Below are 20,380 nucleotides of genomic sequence, written 5' to 3' on the forward strand. Positions count from 1 at the left end.
CGGCGAGAGACATATTGAATTTCTATACACCACTAGATAAAATACCTGCCAATAAAATGTATAAGTCACTAGAGGTATCGGATAAGACGTGGGCACCGACAGTGGGTGTTCGGTTAGATGATTTGATAACCAATTTAACGAGTTACGGAAAGGACGCAGTGCTGACAGGCATATTGATTCAAGGGGATAGTGAGGCAGGGCAGAAGAAGGAGAACGTGGAGCTAATCGAGACCCAGGCGCTATTAAAGTATTCAGGCATAGCCATCTTCAAGGGAGACAGACTCGTGGGGTGGATGAATGAGGCGGAGAGCAAGGGATACAGCAACTTGACGGATAATTTGCAGAACACCTACGTTCAAGTTCCTTGCAAGTCTGGGGGGAAGGCGGGGGTGGAGGTCATGCGCTCCAAGACCAAGGTGAAGGCGAAGGTTGTAAATAATAGACCAGAAATCAATGTCATCATACGAACAGAGGCTAATGTTGCAGATGTTGAATGCAATATCGATACAAGCAAGCAGTCTACTCTTGATCAATTGGAGAAGGCGGCAGAACAAGTGATGATTAACCAATCAACCAAATCACTGCAGCGAGCGCAGGCAGTAAGTGCAGATATATTCGGATTTGGAGAAGCTGTCCACCGGGCATATCCGGGCTACTGGAATCAGCATAAGGAACGGTGGGCTGAACTGTTCAAGGAGCTACCTGTCCACATTCAAGTGGATCTGAAAATCGTACGGACAGGGACAATTGGCAACTCATTCTTACGTGACGTAAAGGATTAAGGGGGATGTGGATAAGTATTGGCTCAATTGTAATTGCGGCGATCACCTTCCTGTCTGAATCCTCTCGTATGAAGCGGCAGCAATTATCCAAGGAACGCTGGATGCTGTTGATCATGCTGCTCATCGCTGCTGGGTTTGGTATAACCCTCGGGATGAAAATGAAGATACCGAATCCTATGGATTGGATAATGATGATGTTTAAGCCTTTGAGGGAATTTCTGTAGTAAAAAACGACAAGCTAGCTAGTGAGATACTGCATCAAGGGAGGTGATAGGGCGGATGAAGGATCAATCCATCATAAGTATTCGTCAGCTGACAATCTTGACGGCACTATTTATTATCGGAAGTGCGATCTTGATTATCCCATCGAGCCTAGCGGAAGAAGCTCGGCAGGATGGGTGGCTGTCCGCTCTATTATCCTTAGGGCTCGGCCTGCTCGTCATCCCCCTGTACTCCGCCCTATGCCGAAGATACCCGGGGCAATCGATAGCAGAATATTGTGAGTTGATTCTTGGCAAGGTGCTCGGCAAGGCAGTTTCACTCTGCTTCATTATCGGATTTGCACTTACTACAGCGGCGCTTACCCTGCGGGATATCGGCGACTTCATAACGATGCAAATTATGCCAGAGACACCGGCTGTGGCGACTCATATTGTCTTTATGTTCATCATCATTTTCGGTGCCTATCTTGGAATTGAAGTGTTTGCGCGAGGAGCCGAAATATTTTTCCCATGGGTGCTGCTTCTATTTATTTGCTTTATTTTGTTTGTAATGCCGCAAGTTGAAGTGAAACAGTTCTTGCCGGTTCTCGAACGTGGATTTGTGCCGGTCATTCGCGGGGGATTGACCTTCTTCTGCTTCCCTTTCCTCGACATGGCCATCTTACTGCTTATTCTTCCTTCAGTTAAGAACCAAGGCAAAGTGGCAAATGCTTTGCTATGGGGATGTATAATTGGCGGGGCGTTCCTTATTATTACAACGTTATTGTCTATATTGGCCCTTGGAGCCGAGAGTACGGCGAGGCATATGTATCCCACTTATGCGCTGGCCAAAAAAATCAGCCTCGGTAATTTCTTGGAGCGGATCGAGGCGGTGATGGCGGTCATTTGGTTTTTGACGACCTATTTCCGAATGGCGCTGCTTCTGTATGCGACTGCGGTCGGTCTCGCCCAATCCTTGAAGTTAGCTGAATACCGCTTCCTCATTATTCCGCTAGGGATGATCACGGTCAGTTGGTCGATCTTATTCATCCCGAATTCGTCCTATCTGAGCAAGCTGCTCGATCATTGGGCGACTTATGCGCTTCTGCCCGGGCTTGTCCTACCCTTGCTCCTGCTGTTAGTCGATATGTACCGATCCAACGCTCAGGCGAAGACGCGTCCAGAAGAGGATGCTCCGCAGAATGAATCATGCAAAGAACAAAGGTTTGCGACAACGGATGAATCTACCTCCCCGGATAGAGGAGGCGGAAGTGATGTGCCCATGGATGTTGCTCCTGCTGTTCTTCGGCCAAGCAGTGGACGAACATCTCCTCCTGAACGCTAAGTACATGAATGACTGAGCATGCACCTCTCTCATGGTACAATGGAGTCATCTTAAGAAACAGGAGCGGCTTATCTATGTGGACACATCTATTGGAGTTGGCGGCGATATGGATACCGATTATTAATCTACTATTTGCGGCAATTGTTATTTTTCTAGAGAGACGCAATGTAGGGGGAACGTGGGCATGGTTAATGCTTCTCTTGCTGCTCCCATTCATCGGATTCTTATTCTATATTTTGTTCGGTCAGAATCTGGCTCGACGGAAGGTCTATCGGATCAAGCCTCGGAATGAACGTCTTGTTCGAGATGAGATTGCTGCTCAAGTACGGCGAATTCAGGAGGGCGCCTTCGAATATCAGGATGATGGCTTGAAGTACTATGAACCGCTTATTTATATGAACTTGGTAAGCAGCTACTCTCCCTTAACACAGGACAACAAGGTGAATGTCATTGCGGACGGGGATGAGATGATGGATCGGCTTGTTGAGCGAATTCAGAATGCTGAAGATCATGTCCATTTGCTGTATTACAAGCTTGCGGGGGATGCGACCGGTCGCAGAATCATTGACGCTTTGATGGAGCGCGCTGCGAATGGTGTCGAGGTAAGGCTGCTGTATGACGATATTGGATCGCCTGCCTTGAAGGATAGGGATCTTGCAGCTCTGCGTGAAGCAGGTGGAGAAGTATACCGCTTCTTTCCATCGCGGATCCCGTATCTTAATTTGCGTGTCAACTATCGCAATCACCGAAAAATCGCGGTTATGGATGGCAAGGTTGGGTTTGTTGGCGGATTTAATATCGGTGATGAGTACGTCGGACTCGATCCGAAGATTGGACATTGGCGTGATACTCATCTTGAACTGCAAGGAGGGGCTGTTCATCGGCTTCAAGGGCAATTCCTGCTCGATTGGTCCATTGCGTCTGAACAGTATCTTGCCTTTAATGAGCATTACTTCCCTGCACCCGTTCACACCGGGACTACTGCTGTCCAAATTGTTGCCAGCGGGCCGGATTCGGATAAGCAGCAAATACGAAATGGGCTGCTTAAGCTAATATTTGAGGCCAAGGATCGCATCTATGTACAGACACCGTATCTCGTGCCAGATGATAGTGTGCTCATCGCGTTAAAGGTTGCCGTACAATCTGGGGTTGATGTGCGCATCATGATTCCGAAGAAGGGAGACAGTCAGTTGGTGCAATGGGCATCAAATGCATATTTGGGTGAATTGCTTCGTGCTGGTGCCAAGTGCTATTGGTATGAGAAGGGCTTCCTGCATGCCAAGACGATGGTTGTAGATGGATGGGCTGCTACGGTGGGTACGGCGAATCTGGATCATCGCAGCTTCAGCTTGAACTTCGAAGTTAATGCCTTCCTCTATGACAAAGCGGTAGCGGGAGAGCTCGACAAGTTGTTCGAGCAGGATATGAAGGAGTCTATCGCGTTAAATTGGGATACGTACCAGAAGCGGTCAATCCGTCACCGATTTGTAGAATCCATCGCACGGCTGGTGTCGCCGATATTATAATGTGCAATACCTAATTATGGACATACTTGACATCGAATTGCGATCACACTACAATTTGTAGTGGGAGGAATTCCACGATGAAAATTCATAACTTCAAATTCCACGAGAGTGGATTGAACCGGTTCTTCGGGCCGCTGGAGGCCAAGGTTATGTCTGTCCTGTGGGAAGGTTCTGAAATGACGATTAAGGACGTGCAGAAGAAGCTTGAGGCAGAGAAGTGCGTCAACTTCAACACAGTCATGACGGTCATGAACCGACTCGTGGATAAGGGAATCCTGGTCAAGCGTACGGAGGGGCGTTCTTCCTTATTCCGCCCAGTATTGTGTCGGGATGCCTTCCTCGATACACAGTCCAAGGAATTAACGCATGAGCTGATGGATGAATTCGGTCCGCTTGTCGTGAATCACATGTTGGATGCCTTGGAGGATGTAGATGAGGGACTGCTGGACAAGTTGGAACAAAAAATCAAGCAATTGAAAAAGGATAAATAGACAATGTGGAAAAATCGATCTACGTTCATTTTCAGTTCGATGCTTCTAATTGCAGCCGTGTTGTTCTGTCAAATGGTACTATATGCGATGAAGGTGCTTGCCGGATGGGAACTGCACTTCAATCTCGTCGAGGCGTGCTCCACGCTCATGCAGAACTACGGATTGTCCAAGTTCGTGTACGTGCTTGATGCCTATGTGTTCTGTACGCTTATTAGCGTGCTGATCCTGTTCATCCGGCAGATGTGGCTGTCTCGCAAAGCATACTGGAAGCTGCATGCGTATCGCAGTCAGGAGCTGACGCTTCAGATGAATAGTCGGTTCTATGAAGGCAAGCAGCGAATGATGATTGTCGAGCATGCTTCCCCGATCGCCTTCACGATGGGGCTATGGTTGCCAATCGTGGTCGTATCGACTGGCTTAATGGAAATGCTTGATGACGATGAGCTGGAAGCTGTTGTCCATCATGAGGCTTTCCATCAGATGCACCGAGATCCATTGCGGATGTTCATTCTGTCTCTTCTCGCTTCGGTCATGTGGTATATGCCGATTATGAGATGGTCGAAGCAGCAGTATAACATCATCCGTGAAGTACTGGCCGATCATTACGCCATTGGACGTCTTGGAACATCGGCACACTTAGGGAGCGCACTGCTCAAGATGTTGAAGCAAGGCAAGGCGCCGCGCATGCCATTTGCGTATGTCTCATTCGCAGATACATCGATTAATTACCGGATTCGTCAGCTGTTGGAGCCAGATACAGATATTCCGATGAAGCTGCCGTTTACGCCGGCTATTGTGTCACTGCAAGTATTGCTTGCATTATGTTTATTGTTCTTTGCTGCTATGCCTTAATTTTTTTTAGAGTTTTACACTACAATGCGTAGTTTTAATCAAAGATTCATGAATTAACCATACTAACACATATTATGTTAAATAGGAGGCGTTTTATTATGTCAGTAAATCAAGGATTAGGTACATTGTTCATCAGGCTTGCGTTAGGGATTATTTTCTTCATTCACGGCCTGGAGAAGTTCCAAGGGGGTCTCGACAATACAGCAGGCTTCTTTGAAAGTCTGGGTATTCCGGGATTCATGGGATACGTTGTCGCGGCTGTTGAATTGATTGGAGGCCTTCTGCTCATCGTTGGTCTGGGTACAAGATGGATTGGGGCGGCGTTTACCGTCATTATGCTTATGGCTATCTTCACGGTGAAGCTGCAAATGGGCTTCGTAGGCGGCTATGAATTGGATATTGCGCTTGCAGCTATGTCGTTGTACTTAGTAGTAAGCGGAGGCGCGGACTACTCTCTTGACCGCGTATTGTTCCGCCGCAGCAAGGTAACTCAATAAGACCGAAATAAGAAGCATTCTCTCATCAATGATGTCGATGGGAGAATGCTTTTTTTCATATTTATTTCATTTCTTGAGAAAATCGCTATACTAAGTTATACGTGTACGAATTAGCAATCAGGGGGATGCCATGCTTAAGAATCGAAGAACACTGCGCTACTTGGGGCTATTCACCATTGCAGTGATAGTGTACAAGCTCATCGATAATATCGGTTATGTGCTCAAGGGAGTCATAGCCCTATTGTCTATGCTTACACCGTTTTTTATCGCTTGTTTTATTGCCTACCTTCTTCGCCCACTTGTCAATCTATTGGAGAAGAGGCTGTTGGCTAGGACAAAATCGAAGCGATTTATTAGTATTATAGCCGTGTATACCTTGTTTTTTGGCATTATTGTGCTGCTAATTACGGTCATTACACCGCGGGTTATAGAGAGTGTAAGCACATTGCTGGCTGATATGCCGATCTATATGGAGAGTACGAAGATATGGCTGCAGGCCAATGTCATGAGTAAGGAATGGTTCATTCAATCCGGAATCTCGAGCAGCATTAGCGAGCATTTCAGCTCCGTCTCCAGTCAAATTAGCGACTTCTTGAAGCTGATGCTGAACAATTTGCTGTCCAGCTTGTTTACCTTTACGTCTGCGCTGCTGAATCTCGTTATCGGCTTTATCGTCTCGATCTACTTGTTGAAGGACAAGGAGAAGATCGGGACAGGCGCGAAGCACACTTTGCACGGCCTGCTTAAGAAGGAACGGGCTGAAGGCGTCATTGATTTCGTGAGAAAAATGGACATGATTTTCTCGCAATATTTTGTAGGGGTCATTTTGGATGCAACGGTCGTAGGCAGCATCGTGTTCGTTGGACTCCTTATTATTCAAGCACCATATGCGCTGTTGTCCGCTTTGCTCGTGGCCGTAACGAATGTGATCCCGTACTTCGGCCCATTTATGGGGATGTTGTTCGTCGGTATCATTACGTTGTTTGTATCACCAGAACAGACGCTATGGATTACGTTGTTTATTTTCATCGTCCAACAGTTCGACGGTTATTATATCGGTCCGAAAATAGTGGGTAATAAAGTGGGCATAGGTCCCATTTGGATTATTTTTGCGATTATTATTGGAGGCGCTATGTTCGGCATCTTGGGCATGTTCATTGCCGTCCCGGTTGTCGCAGTGATTAAGACGGCGGTAGATTCATTTATTCAACGTCGTATTGGTGAGTAGTAAGAACGAACAGATAATAAGGAATAAGGTGCCAAAGAGGGGGCGTTTGCTCTCCCTCTGGCACCTTTTTATATGTTAGCGGCACATCTAGTGAGGGCAGGACTGAACATGAGCAAGACACATATATGATTGAATACATATTCAAATTATTTTTTATGCAACATTATGCATACTTCCTCCGTCTATGAAGACAAACCGAATAATCGTAAGGCATCAAGAAGTAGGTACATAGGTGTGCCCTAACAACATGAGATTAGAGGAGGAATTTAAAATGAAAAAATGGAACAAAGGCTTGGCAATTGCATCAATTATGGCGGTACTTAGCGTACCATTCGCTGGAGCAGTAGCTGCTGAGACCATTCAAGGTCATGTCGTATCGTCTCACCCTGTAGAGGAGGGCTCGACATTGCCAGAAGAACATGTGACATCACAAGGAATTATTGAGTCGGGGAACGGAAGTAAATTTGTTCTCCGTGGTCAACAATATTTGCATATTAATGTACAAGACAACACGGTTATCGTGAACGAGAAGGGACAGACGCTCAGCAAAGATGCCTTGAAAGAGGGCGTAATTGTTGAGGTTCAATTTGGACCGATTATGCTCATGACCTTCCCGGGAACAGTCGGAGCCGAGAAAATTGTTGTCAAAGGTGAAACAACGGCTAAGGAAGGCAACGTGCTTAGCGTAACGAAGACAGAAGGCGATGTAAATGGTCGTGTTCATGTCGATGTTGATAATGATGGCAATATCAATAATGACGTCGTTTTGAATATCTCGAAAGAAACATACATTATGGACAAGCAAGGTGTAGCTTTGAAATTGGCGGATTTGAAGGAAGGGCAGAAAGTGAAGGCATTCCACTCTCTGGCAATGACTTTCTCCCTTCCAGGACAGTCGCACGCTAGCCTTATTATCGTTGAATAATCGAGACAACAGGGAATAAGTGGTGCGGAATACAACCATACTACGTGTAGCTTGAGATATGCCGCTGATGCAGGCATAAGGAGGTTATGCGTTATGGTGGAACATGTACCGATTCCGCTGCAAGTTACAGGAGCGGCAGCCAATGATGCATTGGCTGCCGTTTTTTATTTTATGGTCTACTCGTTCGGAGGGTGGCTGCTTGAGAACATATACAGCAAGTTAACAACGGGCCGTTTCTGGAAGGAGGGCTTCCTGCAAGGGCCATTCAAACCTATGTATGGAGTTGCCCCTCTTCTCTTGCTTCCTTATGTCGAAAAAGGGGGCAATTGGGGCCTCATTCTGCTGCTGAGCTTCGTCATTCCGACGGCTGTTGAATATGTGAGCGGCTTAATGCTGGAGAAGGTATTTTACCGCAAATGGTGGGACTATTCTTCATATCGGATACAGCTTCAAGGCCATGTTTGTCTGTCCTTTTCACTATGCTGGATGTTCTTATCGCTAGCAGTCGTGTACGGACTGCATCCCTTGCTAGAGGCTGGCTACGTGCAAATTTCAGCAATCTGGAATATGGCATGCCCGATGTTCGTGATCTACTTCTGGGTGGATATGGCGTGGACCATATGGTCGCGAAGACGTGAGGGGAAGTTGATGGAAAGCAGTCGAAGTTGAGTAAAATTTAGGCAAAAAATAATAAAAGCGAGATTGTAAGAGCGGAGATAAGTCGTCTTCGCTCTTCTTTTTGTTGATATTACCCATTTTCCAGGCAAAACATGTATTTACTAAAAGTTTTACTAGGTTCGCGTGAAAGTTAGTAAAAAAATATAAAGGCAGTAAATTATTTTACTAAAACAATTGTGGATTTTACTAAGGTCAGGTAAAATTTTATTAGAAAGTGAGGATGTGAATCATCCAATATCTCAGACGGAACGAATGGTGAAACGGATGGAAATGGACGTCGTTCGTGTGAGGAATCCCCGTGGGCAGGAGGCCGTACTATGCGTGTAATGAAGCAGTGGGAAAATGTTAGTGTTACAAATTGTAACCGTATGAAGGGGAGGGCGTACTTCCGCTCCTATCCGAATCGACAACTAGCCTTGCTGGACGAGCCGAAGTATACACATCAATGGAAGAGCTTGAATGGAACATGGAAGTTCGCTTATTTGGAAGCGCCTGAGTATTCGCCGCCGGGATTCGAGCAGCCATCATTTGATTGCTCGAACTGGGACGACATTACGGTGCCGAGCAACTGGCAGCTTGAGGGTTATGGCAATATGCATTACTCGGATCTATGGTACAACTTCCCGATTAATCCGCCTTATGTGCCGACAGACAACCCGACAGGGATATATAAGCGGAGCTTTGCGATTAGCCCGCAATGGCTGGACAATCAGCAGGTAATTTTACGATTCCATGGCGTTGACTCCGCATTCCATGTATGGGTGAACGGGCAGGAAGTCGGTTACAGCAAGGGTGCAAGACTGCTGAGTGAATTTGATATTACAAGCTATGTAGAAGCAGGGCAGAATGAAGTGTGTGTCCGCGTGTATCAATGGTCGGATGGAACGTACATTGAAGATCAGGACATGTGGTGGCTGAGCGGTATATTCCGTGATGTTGAATTGTATGCCCAGCCGCTTGCGGGGATTGAAGACTTTACAGTGGTTACAGAGCTGGATTCTGCTTATACGAATGCGATCCTGCGCCTGAGCGCCGATATCCGCGGTGCGAAGCAGGGACACACGCTGTCTTACGAGCTGCTTAATGCAGCTGGACAACGGGTAGCCTGCGGCGATATGCCTGCGGGCGAACGCGTCGCGACTGCTGTCCCAATTGCAGCTCCGAAGTTATGGAGTGCGGAGACGCCGTATTTATATACCCTTCTCTTCACCTTAACAGACTGGGATGAGGTCATTGAGGTCATTCCACAGCAGGTGGGCTTCCGTACCGTTGAATTGAAGGGGGACACATTCACCGTCAATGGGGTTGCCATTAAGCTGAAGGGTGTTAACCGTCATGATGCGCATCCGATTACAGGACGAGTGGTATCGCGCGATGATATCGAGAAGGATATCCGCCTCATGAAGCAGCACAATATTAATGCGATTCGTACGGCTCATTATCCGAATTCGCCTTGCTTGTATGAACTGTGTGATGTGTATGGCATGTATGTGATCGATGAGACGGACTTGGAGTGCCATGGTTTCGAACTAACGGGCAACTTCAATTGGATTACAGATGATCCGGCATGGGAGAAAGCATACGTCGATCGTATCGAGCGCATGATTGAGCGGGATAAGAACCGCCCTTGTATTATTATGTGGTCCCTTGGCAACGAATCAGGCTATGGCCGCAATTTCAGAGCGATGGGTCTCCGCGCGAAGGAAATGGATCCGACACGCCTTGTTCACTATGAAGGGGACAGGGATACGGATATTGCAGACGTGTACTCGACCATGTATACGTGGCTGGATCATCCGGAGCGGAAGACGATGCAGTATATTATTGAGAACTCTACGAAGCCGCATATTCTATGCGAGTACGCTCATGCGATGGGCAATGGCCCAGGCAACATGCAGGAGTATCAAGATTTATTCTACGCACATGATAAGCTGCAAGGCGGATTTGTCTGGGAATGGTGTGATCACGGCATCCAGACGATTGATGAGCAGGGCCACGTCTATTACCGCTATGGCGGAGACTTCGGCGACGATCCGACGAATGGAGCCTTCTGTATTGACGGGCTTGTCATGCCAGATCGTACTCCATCACCGGGTTTGCTGGAATATAAGAAGGTTATTGAGCCTGTTCATACGCATGAGGTTGATTTGCAGCGAGGCTTGATCCGTGTCAGCAACAAGTATGACTTTGCATCGCTGGATCAATTGGCACTGCGCTATTCAATTGTGAAGGATAACTGCATTTTGCAGACAGGCGAAACGGACATAACTGGCATCGCTGCGCGCACAAGCAAGGAAGTGGAGTTGGGATACTCGCTCGATTTCACACCTGAACCGGGAACGGATTATTATGTGAATCTTTCTTATACGTTAAAGAGTGACTGTGCCTGGGCACAAGCAGGACATGAATTGGCGACTGCGCAATTCCTCCTCCCGATTGCTGGTGAGATGCTGTACATCGAGCCGAGCGGCACGCTTACGATGGAAGAGGGACACTGTGAGCTCATCGTTCGCGGGGAAGAATTCAGCATTCGCTTCGATACAGTCAAGGGCCGCATGACCTCATGGACACATCATGGCACTACGGTTGTGGAAGAGGGGCCGAAGCTGCAGTTCTGGCGCGCGCCGATCGATAATGATATGTATGTCGTGGATGATTACCGAACTAAGACATTTATGCATTTGATACATGAAATTGTAGAAGGAGTCACCTATGCACAGGAAGGCGATGTTGTCCGTGTGACGGTGTCTGTCTTGAATGGAACGACGAACGCCGCTTGGCATTACCGTTCCCGCTATGATTATCACATCTATCCGAACGGCGATGTGCTGCTCGATGTGAGCGGCGAGCCGGGTGGCGTGAAGGATCAGGCGCCGGAGATGATTCCGCGCGTTGGTGTGGAACTTCGTGTACGTGCTGCTTGTGAGAATGGCAAATGGTATGGCAGAGGTCCTGGAGAGTCGTATGTAGATTCGAAGCAGGCAAATCAGTTCGGCGTCTATGAGCGTACGGTGGATGAAATGTTCACGAATTACGTGCACCCACAGGAAAATGGCAATCATACGGACTGCCGCTGGGTTCGCTTGGCGGATCGTTATGGGGTAGGGATCATGGCAGTTGCGTATCCGAAGATGGACTTCAGTGCTTCTTATTATGAAGTTAAGGATTTGGATGCTGCCAAGCATACGGTTGATTTGAAGAAGCGGGATTACATTGTGCTGCATCTCGATACGAAGCAGAATGGTCTAGGATCGAATTCCTGCGGACAGCGCCAGCTGAGTCAATATCGCAATGGATTTGAGCCGTTCGAGTTGAATCTGAAGCTGTCTGTATATTCGAATAAGGAAATCTCTGATGTGATGAAGGCGAAGGAAACGCTGCGCCGCAACTAGCAATCGCGAGGCTTTCCTCTATGCTTTTGGGCAAGAATACAGTACAATCGTAAGGAAATGAAAGAATGACGGAATGACGGATTGCTGGCGACGCATAACGATTGGAGGGCGAAATGGCTACCCTGAAACAAATTGCGGAGCGGGCTGGTGTGTCGATATCCACGGTGTCTCGTGTGCTGAACTTCGATGAGACATTGTCGGTATCAGACGAGACGCGGCGCCGCATTATGGAAACGACTGAAGAGCTCGGCTATAACAAGTACAAGCGGAAGAAGCGGACGATGGAAATGGCTGAGCCGGAGCCTTCGATGCCCGTGCCGATAGCGGAACCGCCTGCTCCTGTGCAAATCAGGGCGAGTCAGAACACGATCGGAATTGTCATGACATATGACAAGAGTGAGGAGCTGAATGATCCGTATTATTTAACGGTGCGACTTGCGATAGAAGAAGCAGCTCGGGAGCGAAGCGTGCAGCTTGTAGAGGTAGGCAAGAAGGGAGAACGCTCCCTTCCTGCTTCTGCTGCATCGGGGTTCATCGTGGTTGGGCCGATTGGGTCAGGTCAGCTGCATGAACTCCAGCGCTCCTCCTCTCCAATCGTATATGTGGATGATGTCCATTGGGATCGCAAGTCGGATATTGTGACGGTCGATCTGCATGATGCTGTAGAGCAGGCACTGGTGCATATTCGTGCATTAGGACATGAGCGAATTGCGTATGTCGGCGGAAGAGACGTGCTGGATGGAGCCTCAACAGCGGATCGGCGCGAGGTCGCCTATGAGAAGTGGATGAAGGAAGCGGGAATCTTCGATTCATCCTTGGTGCGTGTCGGAACCTTCTCAGCCGAAGATGGCTACCGTTTGACGAAGGAGCTAATTGCATCTGTACGCGGCTGTACCGCCGTCCTTGCGGCGAATGACTCTATGGCGATCGGTGCGATTCGAGCCATACAGGAGCGTGGCTTGCGAGTGCCGGAGGATATTAGTGTGGTTGGCTTCAATGATATTGCGGTTGCTCAATTCATGACCCCTGCGCTTACCACAGTAAGACTGCATAGTGACTGTATCGGGGATACGGCGCTGGAGCTCATGATGGAGCGGCTGGAGAAGCAGCGGATCATTGGCAAGAAGGTTATGATACCGACAGAGCTGATCGTGCGGGAGAGCTGCGGACCAGCTGCCAGACTGCGTTAAGATGTAGAACACAATGGTATATCCGGAACGATGAAGGAGCCTAATTCTTAGGAATTAGGCTCCTTTTGTGTACATGGAGGGATCTAGGAATGCATATGCACGAATAATGGAAGGGGCGGTCATACATTGTGGATGAATCCGCTAATAAGGAGTGGGTGGTTGTTGCTTATCAGGTAAATCTGAGAGGCAATAGCAGGTTGGATGCACTCACCCGACGAAAGTCCAGTTCAGAACCCGTCGCCAGCATGTATTGGAATAGATGACCAATGTATAAAATGGAACTAACATCAATACAGAGAGATTGGGGCGAATGTAGCATGGGTGGATGGATGGACAGCACAATCAATGCGGGAACGGGCACAGAACAGGGTGAAGGTAAGAGGTATCCGATTTATATCGTACTGACCGATACAGGAACACTATTTTCTAAGCTCATTCGAATGTACACTAAGGCACCGCTAAATCACGTATCCGTAGCCTTCGATCCGGCATTGCGGGAAGTATATAGCTTTGGACAGAAGCCTTCCCGAAATCCATTAACGGCAGGCTTCATGCGTGAAGAGGTAGAGCGAGATCTATTGCGTGCTGACGGTAAGCCGACGAGATGCGCCATGTACCGCTGTATGGTTAATACTGCTCAATACCATATGATTCGTGCCCGCATCATCACCATGATGTTCAATAAAGCTAAATATTCGTATAACTTGCTTGGCGTGCTAGGCATTCCATTCAAGCTGCAGGTTGAGCGGGAGAAGGCGTTTTTCTGTTCCCAATTCGTCGCTACGTTATTCGAAGAATGCGGACTGAACGTGGTAGGTAAGCCTGCGGCCGCTGTTGAACCCGATGATTTCCGCAGCTCCGAGCTGCTGGAACTTGTATTTAAGGGTGATTTGCGAAATCTGGTACGGCCTGTCTACCAAGAGGAATTGGAATGGAGCGGTATGTCTGTGGCGTTATAAACGTGAGCTTACTGATAAGGGAAGAACCCTCATGATGAGGGTTCTTTGTGCATTGGTGCAGGTAGATTCAAATTGAATCTACTTTTTATTTTTATCTGAAATTTCTTCCTTCGGGTGCACCGAACTGATCACTTCGAACGTCTTGTAATTGATAAGAATGTAAATTTTGTCACCGGGTTTGTCTTTTGCATGTCCGTATAGTGCAATGTGACTGGAGGCGCTCTCAGGTTGGAATTGATGCTCTGTCCATTCTGTCTCCAAATGGTATTTTTTCTTAAAATATTCGGTTCCAGTTGCCATCGCTTGTTGAACGGCTGCTTGTTCTTGTTCAGGCTTCATAGCGGCTTCACATCCTATTAAGATTGCAAAAATGAGAATCAAAAAACCTGTATAGCGGACATTTTTTGGCATAAACGTCTTCACTCTTACAGGAAGTATTTTTATAATATTGTATGATAGATACCAAAAAATGAAAAGACAGGAGAATGGTATGGCCAATAGAAGACGTATATCAGATGAAGATTATTGGAAGATGTCGAGTTCGGCTTATGATAAGGTTCCACCTGGTGTATATGACGGGGTGGACGGCTCTTGGGAGATCGTCGAACCGAAGGGAGCGAAGCTCCACGATTCAGAGTCGGGCTTCGATGCGGTGGTTTATCGAAATAAGGATACGAAGGAGGTTGTGGTTGGATTTCGAGGTACAGAAGGGTCATCTAGCCTTGATCGATCACTGCCCGATTTCAAGACGGATTTGAATGATGTCGTGCTCGGTAAGGCGAAGGATTTGGAGGAACGATTCAGTTCCAGAGAAAATATAATTCTCTCGTACCTAGACCCGAGGAAGAATATGGAGCAAGATGTACATGACTACAAGCATAATCAGTTCCGGCAAGCCGATGTGCTCGTAAGGCAGGTGAAGGAGGAGTACCCCGAATATGAGGTTACGTTGACCGGACACTCCCTTGGCGGCGGATTGGCGCAGTATGCCGGCGCTAAAAATAGTGTTGGTGCGGTAACGTACAGTGCACCAAGTGTAACGAATCTGCTGCCTGACAAATTAGCGGAAAAGGCCAAAAATGGAGAGTTTGACGACAAAATTATCAATTATGTGCACCCGAGCGATTCGATAGGAGCGGGACCGCTCAAAGAGTATGATAGTCATGTGGGCTCAACGTATTATCTTGGCGAAGATTTTAAGACCGCGAATAGCGAATACAAGGGGATTAAGGGACGAATCAAACGGTTTATTGATACCATATCCGGCGATAAAAATTTTCATTCCTTGGATCAATACAAGTTCGATAAGGATGGCGATATCAAGAATGAGCTGATCAATCGGGCGACAGGGGAACGATTGACGATTTCGCCGCGTGCGCTGCTTGAAGGCGATTCCGTCCTTCTTGCGGGGATGCCATTAGGCGGAGGGCTCGCTCAAGCTGTCTTAGGCAGAGCCTTGGGGGCGCTAGGCGGAGGCAAGCTGATTGCACTTCGTCCGGAAGAGCTCAGCAGCGTAGCGCGAACGTTGGAACAGCATGTTGGACAATTCCATGATCAGGCGGGCTCGGCAGTTGGCAGTATTACGAAGTTGATTCATACGAGCCAGAGCAAGCGCATCGTATCGATAGCAGAGAATACCACGCAAGAGCTCACGCAGATGACGGAATGGTATGCGACAGCAGTGCAGGAGCTTGCAGGCTATATTGATCGCAAGGCCAATGAGTTCAAGACAGCTGATTTAGCTTAATGGAATGAATGGAAGGTTGAGGAGCAAAGGAGGGAATGTGATGAACGACCGTATCCTGGTCGAATTGAATGATTTGCGCCAAGCGCACAAGCAGATTGGTCAGTTGGCAGAGCTGCTGGAGCGCAATGAACAGTATGTTCAGCAGCAGCTTGCGAGGCTTCAGGATTGGGTTGGCGTCTCTGCTGATGAGATGAAGCAGCGGTTAAGCAAGTTCCAATCAGAGCTTGTCATGCGAAGGCGCTTCCTGACAGAGCGTCAGCAGGAGCTGCTCCGGTATATTCAGGATATGGAACGTGCGGATCAGTCTGCGGCTTCGGCGCGCTGGATGTGAACGGTTGATCGCAGCAGCATGATAGATATCGCATGTTTGACTACATAAGAAGCAGGTGCATAACAGAATGGAAGTCGATTACGAGAAGTTCGCTGCTCTCATCGAACGGCTAGAGAAGTCCGCGAAGCGCTCTCCGCAAGGATACAAGCTGCGCGTACTCGGATTAACAGTTCTTGGATTTAGCTATATTTATCTCATTTTAGCAATTCTGCTTGGTTTAGTAGGCGGTCTCATCTGGTATTCCGTCTCCACTGGACGAGTCAATGCAGGGGAAGTGAAGCTGTTCATTATTCTTATTCCGCTTGCGCTCATTATTTTACGTTCATTGTGGATTCGCTTCGAGCAGCCGGAAGGACGCGTGTTGTTGCGTTCAGAAGCGCCGGAGCTGTATGCAGAGGTCGATCAAATGGCACGTGAATTGAAGGCTCCCCGCGTGGACAGCATCATCGTGGATGAACAGTTCAATGCTGCGATGCTGCAGCATCCGCGCTTAGGTATGTTCGGTTGGCACAAAAATATATTGATTGTTGGCTTGCCTTACATGATGGCCTCTACGCCAGAAGAGTTCCGTTCGACGATCGCGCATGAGCTTGGGCATCTGTCTGGCGGTGACAGCCGGTTCTCAGGCTGGGTATACCGGGTCGTGAAGACATGGGGAACGATTGTAGGCAAGCTGGAGGAGAAAAATCAGTTCGGTACAGGGTTGTTCAAGAAATTCTTTAACAAGTTCTATCCTTACTACTCCGCATATACATTCGTACTGCGGCGGGCGAACGAATATAGTGCAGACCGCGCCTCTGTGCAGCTGGCTGGCGCTGAAGTAACGGCCTCCTCCCTGTATAAGGTTCATGTGCTAGGCGCTTATTTGTCGGAAGTATTTTGGCCGAAGCAGTATCGGGCTGCACAGCGTGTATCGGAGCCTCCTCGTATTAACGTATCGTTGGAACAGTTCCTGAAAGAGGGACTTCCAGAACATACGGTGCGGCAATGGGGGCGGGCGGCACTAGCAGAAAGAACGGGACTTACGGATACGCATCCATCCTTGTCGGATCGGCTGCAGGCGATTCAGCAGTCTTCTGATGCGCCTCATGTTCCTTCTTGGGAATCGTTAAGCGGCTCTACAGCGGCAGAACATTTTCTAGGCAGCTTGTACAAGGTGTTGTTGGAAGAAGTGGACAACCGCTGGATTGCGCAAATTGCAGCAAGCTGGCAGGAGCGATACCAGGAGTATGCGCCGGTACGGGCGGAACATGGAGAGCTGAAACAAGAGCTTCAGCAACAAGGCAAGCTGAGCTTCGAGCAGGGGTGCCGCTATGCGCATACGACGGAATTGCTGTATGGCGTCGAGGAGGCGCTTCCTCTTCTGGAGCATATCAATGAGGAGTATGTGAACCAGATTGAATCGCTGCAAGAGGAAGGGCGCATTCGCTTGCAGCTGATGGATGAAGACGGAATAAATCTGCTTGAACGAGTGATGAAGCTGGATATGTTCCGTACGAATCAGATGTGTCGCTGGATATACAATTATTTGGTTCACATGGGGCAATATGATCAAGCTGACTTCTATGCGGAACGCGCGATGGAATGGATGGAAGAGAACAAGGATGCGATCGAGGAACGTACGCATCTGAGTTTTCAAGACAATATCTATATCCATCATGGGCTTAGTGGACAAGAGTTGAAGGATGCCAGAGAGAAGCTTGCTTCTATCCCCATCATCCAGGAAGCCTACCTGGTTCAGAAGCAGCTGGAACATTACCCGGATCAACATGGGGTGTATCTATATGGGGTAGTCGTTGATGTACCGCAGGAAGCTGCTGGACAGGAGGCAGAATGGCTCTCCACATTTACTGATAAGTGTGTAGACGAATTGGATTTGCCAGGAGCCTATGTATACATGATTGATCATTCTGCCTATCATGGTGTGATCGAGCAAATGAAATCAATTCCTGGGTCGTTTATTTATCATGCAGGTAATGTAGACAAGCAAGAAGTTAGTTGATGCTCCTTCTATCCTAACAAAGAAAGCAGCTTGCTGAGCAGTGACTCGGCAGGCTGCTTTCCATTATGGCGACAAGGATATTAGCGAGAATTATCTCTTACACTGGGTTAGCTTCTGCGCTCCCCGCTTGTTGCAAAAATTTTTTACCATATTCACCATGATCATGCATCGCAGGATGCTCAATTTGAATCGTGGTATGCTCAATGCCGTACTTCGTCTTAAGCATATGATTGATAGCCAGAATGACGCAGAATGGCTGAATATCTTCACGGATGAAGACATGCGCTGTCAATGAATAGTGATCGGTAGATACCGCCCACAGATGAAGCTCATGCACATCGTCCACCCCTTCCACCTGGTTCATTTCCGCGCGTATTTCCTCTAGATCATATTTGGCAGGGACAGCTTCCATTAAAATGAGGATGGATTCGCGAATGATTTTCGCGCCGCCAATGCAAATGATGGCCCCAATCACCATACTAATCAATGGATCCAACACGTACAGTCCCGTGAAATAGATGAGAATGGCCGATACAATAACACCTACAGAGCTAAGTAAGTCGCCGATAAAGTGCCACAAGGCACTCTTTACATTCAGGTTGTCCTCTTCCTTCATGCTATGACTCAATACGAGCGTCAGGACAATGTTCACGATTAAGCCGATCGTAGCGATAATCAGCATCAGCCGCAGATCGACATCTTGCGGATGAACCATCCGCTTAACACCTTCGACAACGATTCCAATTGCAATCACAATCAGAGCCAGTCCATTCAGGAAGGATGCAATGATTTCGAATCGGAGATAGCCGAACGTATATCGCTGGTTGGGTTCCCGAGTTGCCATGTAAATGGCGGTCATACTGAGACCTAACGCGATAACATCCGATATCATATGAGCAGAGTCGGATAAGAGAGCAAGTGAGTTGGACAGAAGCCCGCCCACAATTTCAACAATGGTGAAGAATAGGGTCAAGGCTAATGTAATCCACAATGTACGCTTCGAAGTGACTTGCTCCTTCACATGGTTGAGGTGGTGGTAGTCATGATGAGTCATAAGGAACCATCCTTTTTATTAAAGTAAAAAGATTCTCATTTAGTAATGAGTATAATGTATTGTATCCATACCTCGCTTATTTCTCAAATGAACGTTTTATGGATAATAGAATTGATTTTCATTCTTATTGCTTGTAATTGCTCGCATACGTATCGGGCGTGTTGGGGCGATTGCGGGAATAGGCTGCTCCTAGTTGTTTATTTTCGTCTATCGCAAATCCAGCATTGTTCACGAGAAGGCGCACGCTGCCATAAGTGCTAAGGATATATTGTGCAGCGGTGGCAATGCTATTCGGGTCGTTCACGTCGAGCACTTGAATGCGATCCGCTCCCTGACGCCCTGTGCCTGTGCCTCTGCCTCATGCAGCAGGCGGGAGGATTGATGGGGATTGCGAATTGCTACTATATATGTTCGAGTAGATTGCTTGCTTGTTAGCGTCGTTCCCCCTGTCTGTTTGATATAGAGATGAAGCGTGGAGTGTGTACGGTAGTGATGGTTGGATTTGCATGAAGTGCAAGGAGGCATATAGTAAGCTGAATATGCAAGAAATCATAAAGTAAGGGGAAAGATGCTGCCTGAGTCTGTACGGCACTTCTTTCCCCCTTCGCTGGCTGCTATGAATTTGCAGGTGAGAAGCCTTCCTCTTGCAAGTACTCCTCTGCTTCCTCGCGCGTCTCGAATGTCATTTCCAGGCTCTCGCCCGCATAGATGTTCCACAACTCAAAGTCATACTCGAGCCATAGTGTCTCGTTGTTGTCATTGATATAGCGCTCTCTGCTGCTCTCTTCAGCAGTGTCCTCCATCTCGAAGTCAGCTCCCTGTGAAGCAGGCGACATGGAATCAATGGAGGCGCGAATGAGCTTGCGAAGCTCCTCTTCCGAGTATTCACGGATGTTGACCATGCCTTTGGCATCTGTATCATAACCCGATACATAGCCGGCATAGACGAATCCGTTGCCGTTCGGATGCAGGTGATAGACGACAGTCTTCTTCTCCACAATGCTGTCTTCATAGTGGAAGTTCACTCGTCCCAGTGATACATTATTACGCTCAAGCTCTGGGAACGATTCGATAACCGCTAGTTTCTGTTCAAACGTCAGCATGTTACCTCCTGAATTTATACGATGGAATCGATCTTGATGGTCCATTATACCATAGGGACGTTTCCGTGTATAATATGT

Annotated in this window: 20 protein-coding genes; 16 read left to right on the forward strand and 4 right to left on the reverse strand. The window is 47.8% G+C overall.

Going from position 1 to position 20,380, the window contains the following annotated elements:
- The 13 genes from AZ66_RS03465 to AZ66_RS03525 form a co-directional block, all read left to right on the forward strand.
- Nucleotides 1-782 (forward strand): Ger(x)C family spore germination protein (locus AZ66_RS03465; protein ID WP_044353598.1); only part of this gene is annotated, 782 nt, incomplete at its 5' end.
- A 5-nt stretch (nt 783-787) separates the two neighbouring features.
- A complete protein-coding gene (locus tag AZ66_RS03470) occupies nt 788-1,006 on the forward strand; it encodes a hypothetical protein (protein WP_044353599.1) in 219 nt (72 codons plus the stop codon).
- Nucleotides 1,007-1,061: 55 nt separating this feature from the next.
- On the forward strand, nt 1,062-2,327 hold the full coding sequence (locus AZ66_RS03475; protein WP_052648365.1) for a GerAB/ArcD/ProY family transporter: 1,266 nt from the start codon (nt 1,062-1,064) through the stop codon (nt 2,325-2,327).
- A gap of 74 nt (nt 2,328-2,401) precedes the next feature.
- Nucleotides 2,402-3,853 (forward strand): cardiolipin synthase, encoded by a 1,452-nt coding sequence (gene cls / locus AZ66_RS03480; protein ID WP_044353600.1) that lies wholly within the window; start codon nt 2,402-2,404, stop codon nt 3,851-3,853.
- 77 nt (nt 3,854-3,930) lie between these two features.
- Entirely contained in the window at nt 3,931-4,344 is a 414-nt protein-coding gene (locus AZ66_RS03485) for a BlaI/MecI/CopY family transcriptional regulator (RefSeq protein WP_021262304.1), read from the forward strand.
- 3 nt (nt 4,345-4,347) lie between these two features.
- Nucleotides 4,348-5,196: a M56 family metallopeptidase gene (locus AZ66_RS03490; protein ID WP_021262303.1), complete on the forward strand. Its 849-nt coding sequence runs from the start codon at nt 4,348-4,350 to the stop codon at nt 5,194-5,196.
- 98 nt (nt 5,197-5,294) lie between these two features.
- Complete coding sequence (locus AZ66_RS03495) at nt 5,295-5,693, forward strand: DoxX family protein (RefSeq protein WP_021262302.1); 399 nt, start codon at nt 5,295-5,297, stop codon at nt 5,691-5,693.
- 130 nt (nt 5,694-5,823) lie between these two features.
- Nucleotides 5,824-6,921, forward strand: coding sequence for an AI-2E family transporter (locus tag AZ66_RS03500; protein ID WP_044353601.1), 1,098 nt, complete (start codon nt 5,824-5,826; stop codon nt 6,919-6,921).
- A gap of 271 nt (nt 6,922-7,192) precedes the next feature.
- Entirely contained in the window at nt 7,193-7,846 is a 654-nt protein-coding gene (locus AZ66_RS03505; protein ID WP_052648366.1) for a hypothetical protein, read from the forward strand.
- Between the two features lie 93 nt (nt 7,847-7,939).
- Nucleotides 7,940-8,515, forward strand: a complete 576-nt coding sequence (locus AZ66_RS03510; RefSeq protein WP_021262299.1) for a putative ABC transporter permease — start codon at nt 7,940-7,942, stop codon at nt 8,513-8,515.
- Nucleotides 8,516-8,841: 326 nt separating this feature from the next.
- Complete coding sequence (gene ebgA / locus AZ66_RS03515; RefSeq protein WP_156159884.1) at nt 8,842-11,916, forward strand: beta-galactosidase subunit alpha; 3,075 nt, start codon at nt 8,842-8,844, stop codon at nt 11,914-11,916.
- A gap of 113 nt (nt 11,917-12,029) precedes the next feature.
- The gene (locus AZ66_RS03520; RefSeq protein WP_044353602.1) at nt 12,030-13,106 is read left to right on the forward strand and encodes a LacI family DNA-binding transcriptional regulator; all 1,077 of its coding nucleotides are present in this window, start codon (nt 12,030-12,032) and stop codon (nt 13,104-13,106) included.
- 317 nt (nt 13,107-13,423) lie between these two features.
- Complete coding sequence (locus AZ66_RS03525; protein ID WP_021262296.1) at nt 13,424-14,065, forward strand: hypothetical protein; 642 nt, start codon at nt 13,424-13,426, stop codon at nt 14,063-14,065.
- A gap of 78 nt (nt 14,066-14,143) precedes the next feature.
- Here the strand turns inward: AZ66_RS03525 and AZ66_RS03530 are convergent, their stop codons facing one another.
- The gene (locus AZ66_RS03530) at nt 14,144-14,404 is read right to left on the reverse strand and encodes a hypothetical protein (protein ID WP_156159885.1); all 261 of its coding nucleotides are present in this window, start codon (nt 14,402-14,404) and stop codon (nt 14,144-14,146) included.
- Between the two features lie 151 nt (nt 14,405-14,555).
- Between AZ66_RS03530 and AZ66_RS03535 the strand changes: the two genes are divergently transcribed.
- From AZ66_RS03535 to AZ66_RS03545, 3 genes are all read left to right on the forward strand, one after another.
- The gene (locus AZ66_RS03535; RefSeq protein ID WP_052648367.1) at nt 14,556-15,812 is read left to right on the forward strand and encodes a lipase family protein; all 1,257 of its coding nucleotides are present in this window, start codon (nt 14,556-14,558) and stop codon (nt 15,810-15,812) included.
- 40 nt (nt 15,813-15,852) lie between these two features.
- Entirely contained in the window at nt 15,853-16,143 is a 291-nt protein-coding gene (locus AZ66_RS03540) for a hypothetical protein (protein ID WP_044353604.1), read from the forward strand.
- A gap of 67 nt (nt 16,144-16,210) precedes the next feature.
- Entirely contained in the window at nt 16,211-18,145 is a 1,935-nt protein-coding gene (locus tag AZ66_RS03545; RefSeq protein WP_044353606.1) for a M48 family metallopeptidase, read from the forward strand.
- Nucleotides 18,146-18,242: 97 nt separating this feature from the next.
- On the opposite strand, the gene AZ66_RS03550 is transcribed toward AZ66_RS03545, so the two are convergent.
- The 3 genes from AZ66_RS03550 to AZ66_RS03560 form a co-directional block, all read right to left on the reverse strand.
- The gene (locus AZ66_RS03550) at nt 18,243-19,199 is read right to left on the reverse strand and encodes a cation diffusion facilitator family transporter (protein ID WP_044353608.1); all 957 of its coding nucleotides are present in this window, start codon (nt 19,197-19,199) and stop codon (nt 18,243-18,245) included.
- 124 nt (nt 19,200-19,323) lie between these two features.
- A complete protein-coding gene (locus tag AZ66_RS03555; protein ID WP_044353609.1) occupies nt 19,324-19,512 on the reverse strand; it encodes a hypothetical protein in 189 nt (62 codons plus the stop codon).
- A 301-nt stretch (nt 19,513-19,813) separates the two neighbouring features.
- Nucleotides 19,814-20,302 (reverse strand): hypothetical protein, encoded by a 489-nt coding sequence (locus AZ66_RS03560; protein WP_021262289.1) that lies wholly within the window; start codon nt 20,300-20,302, stop codon nt 19,814-19,816.
- Nucleotides 20,303-20,380 lie beyond the last annotated feature (78 nt).

Origin of the sequence: Paenibacillus sp. E194 (genome assembly GCF_000935845.1) — a bacterium.
Taxonomy (GTDB): Bacteria; Bacillota; Bacilli; order Paenibacillales; family Paenibacillaceae; genus Paenibacillus_B; species Paenibacillus_B alvei_B.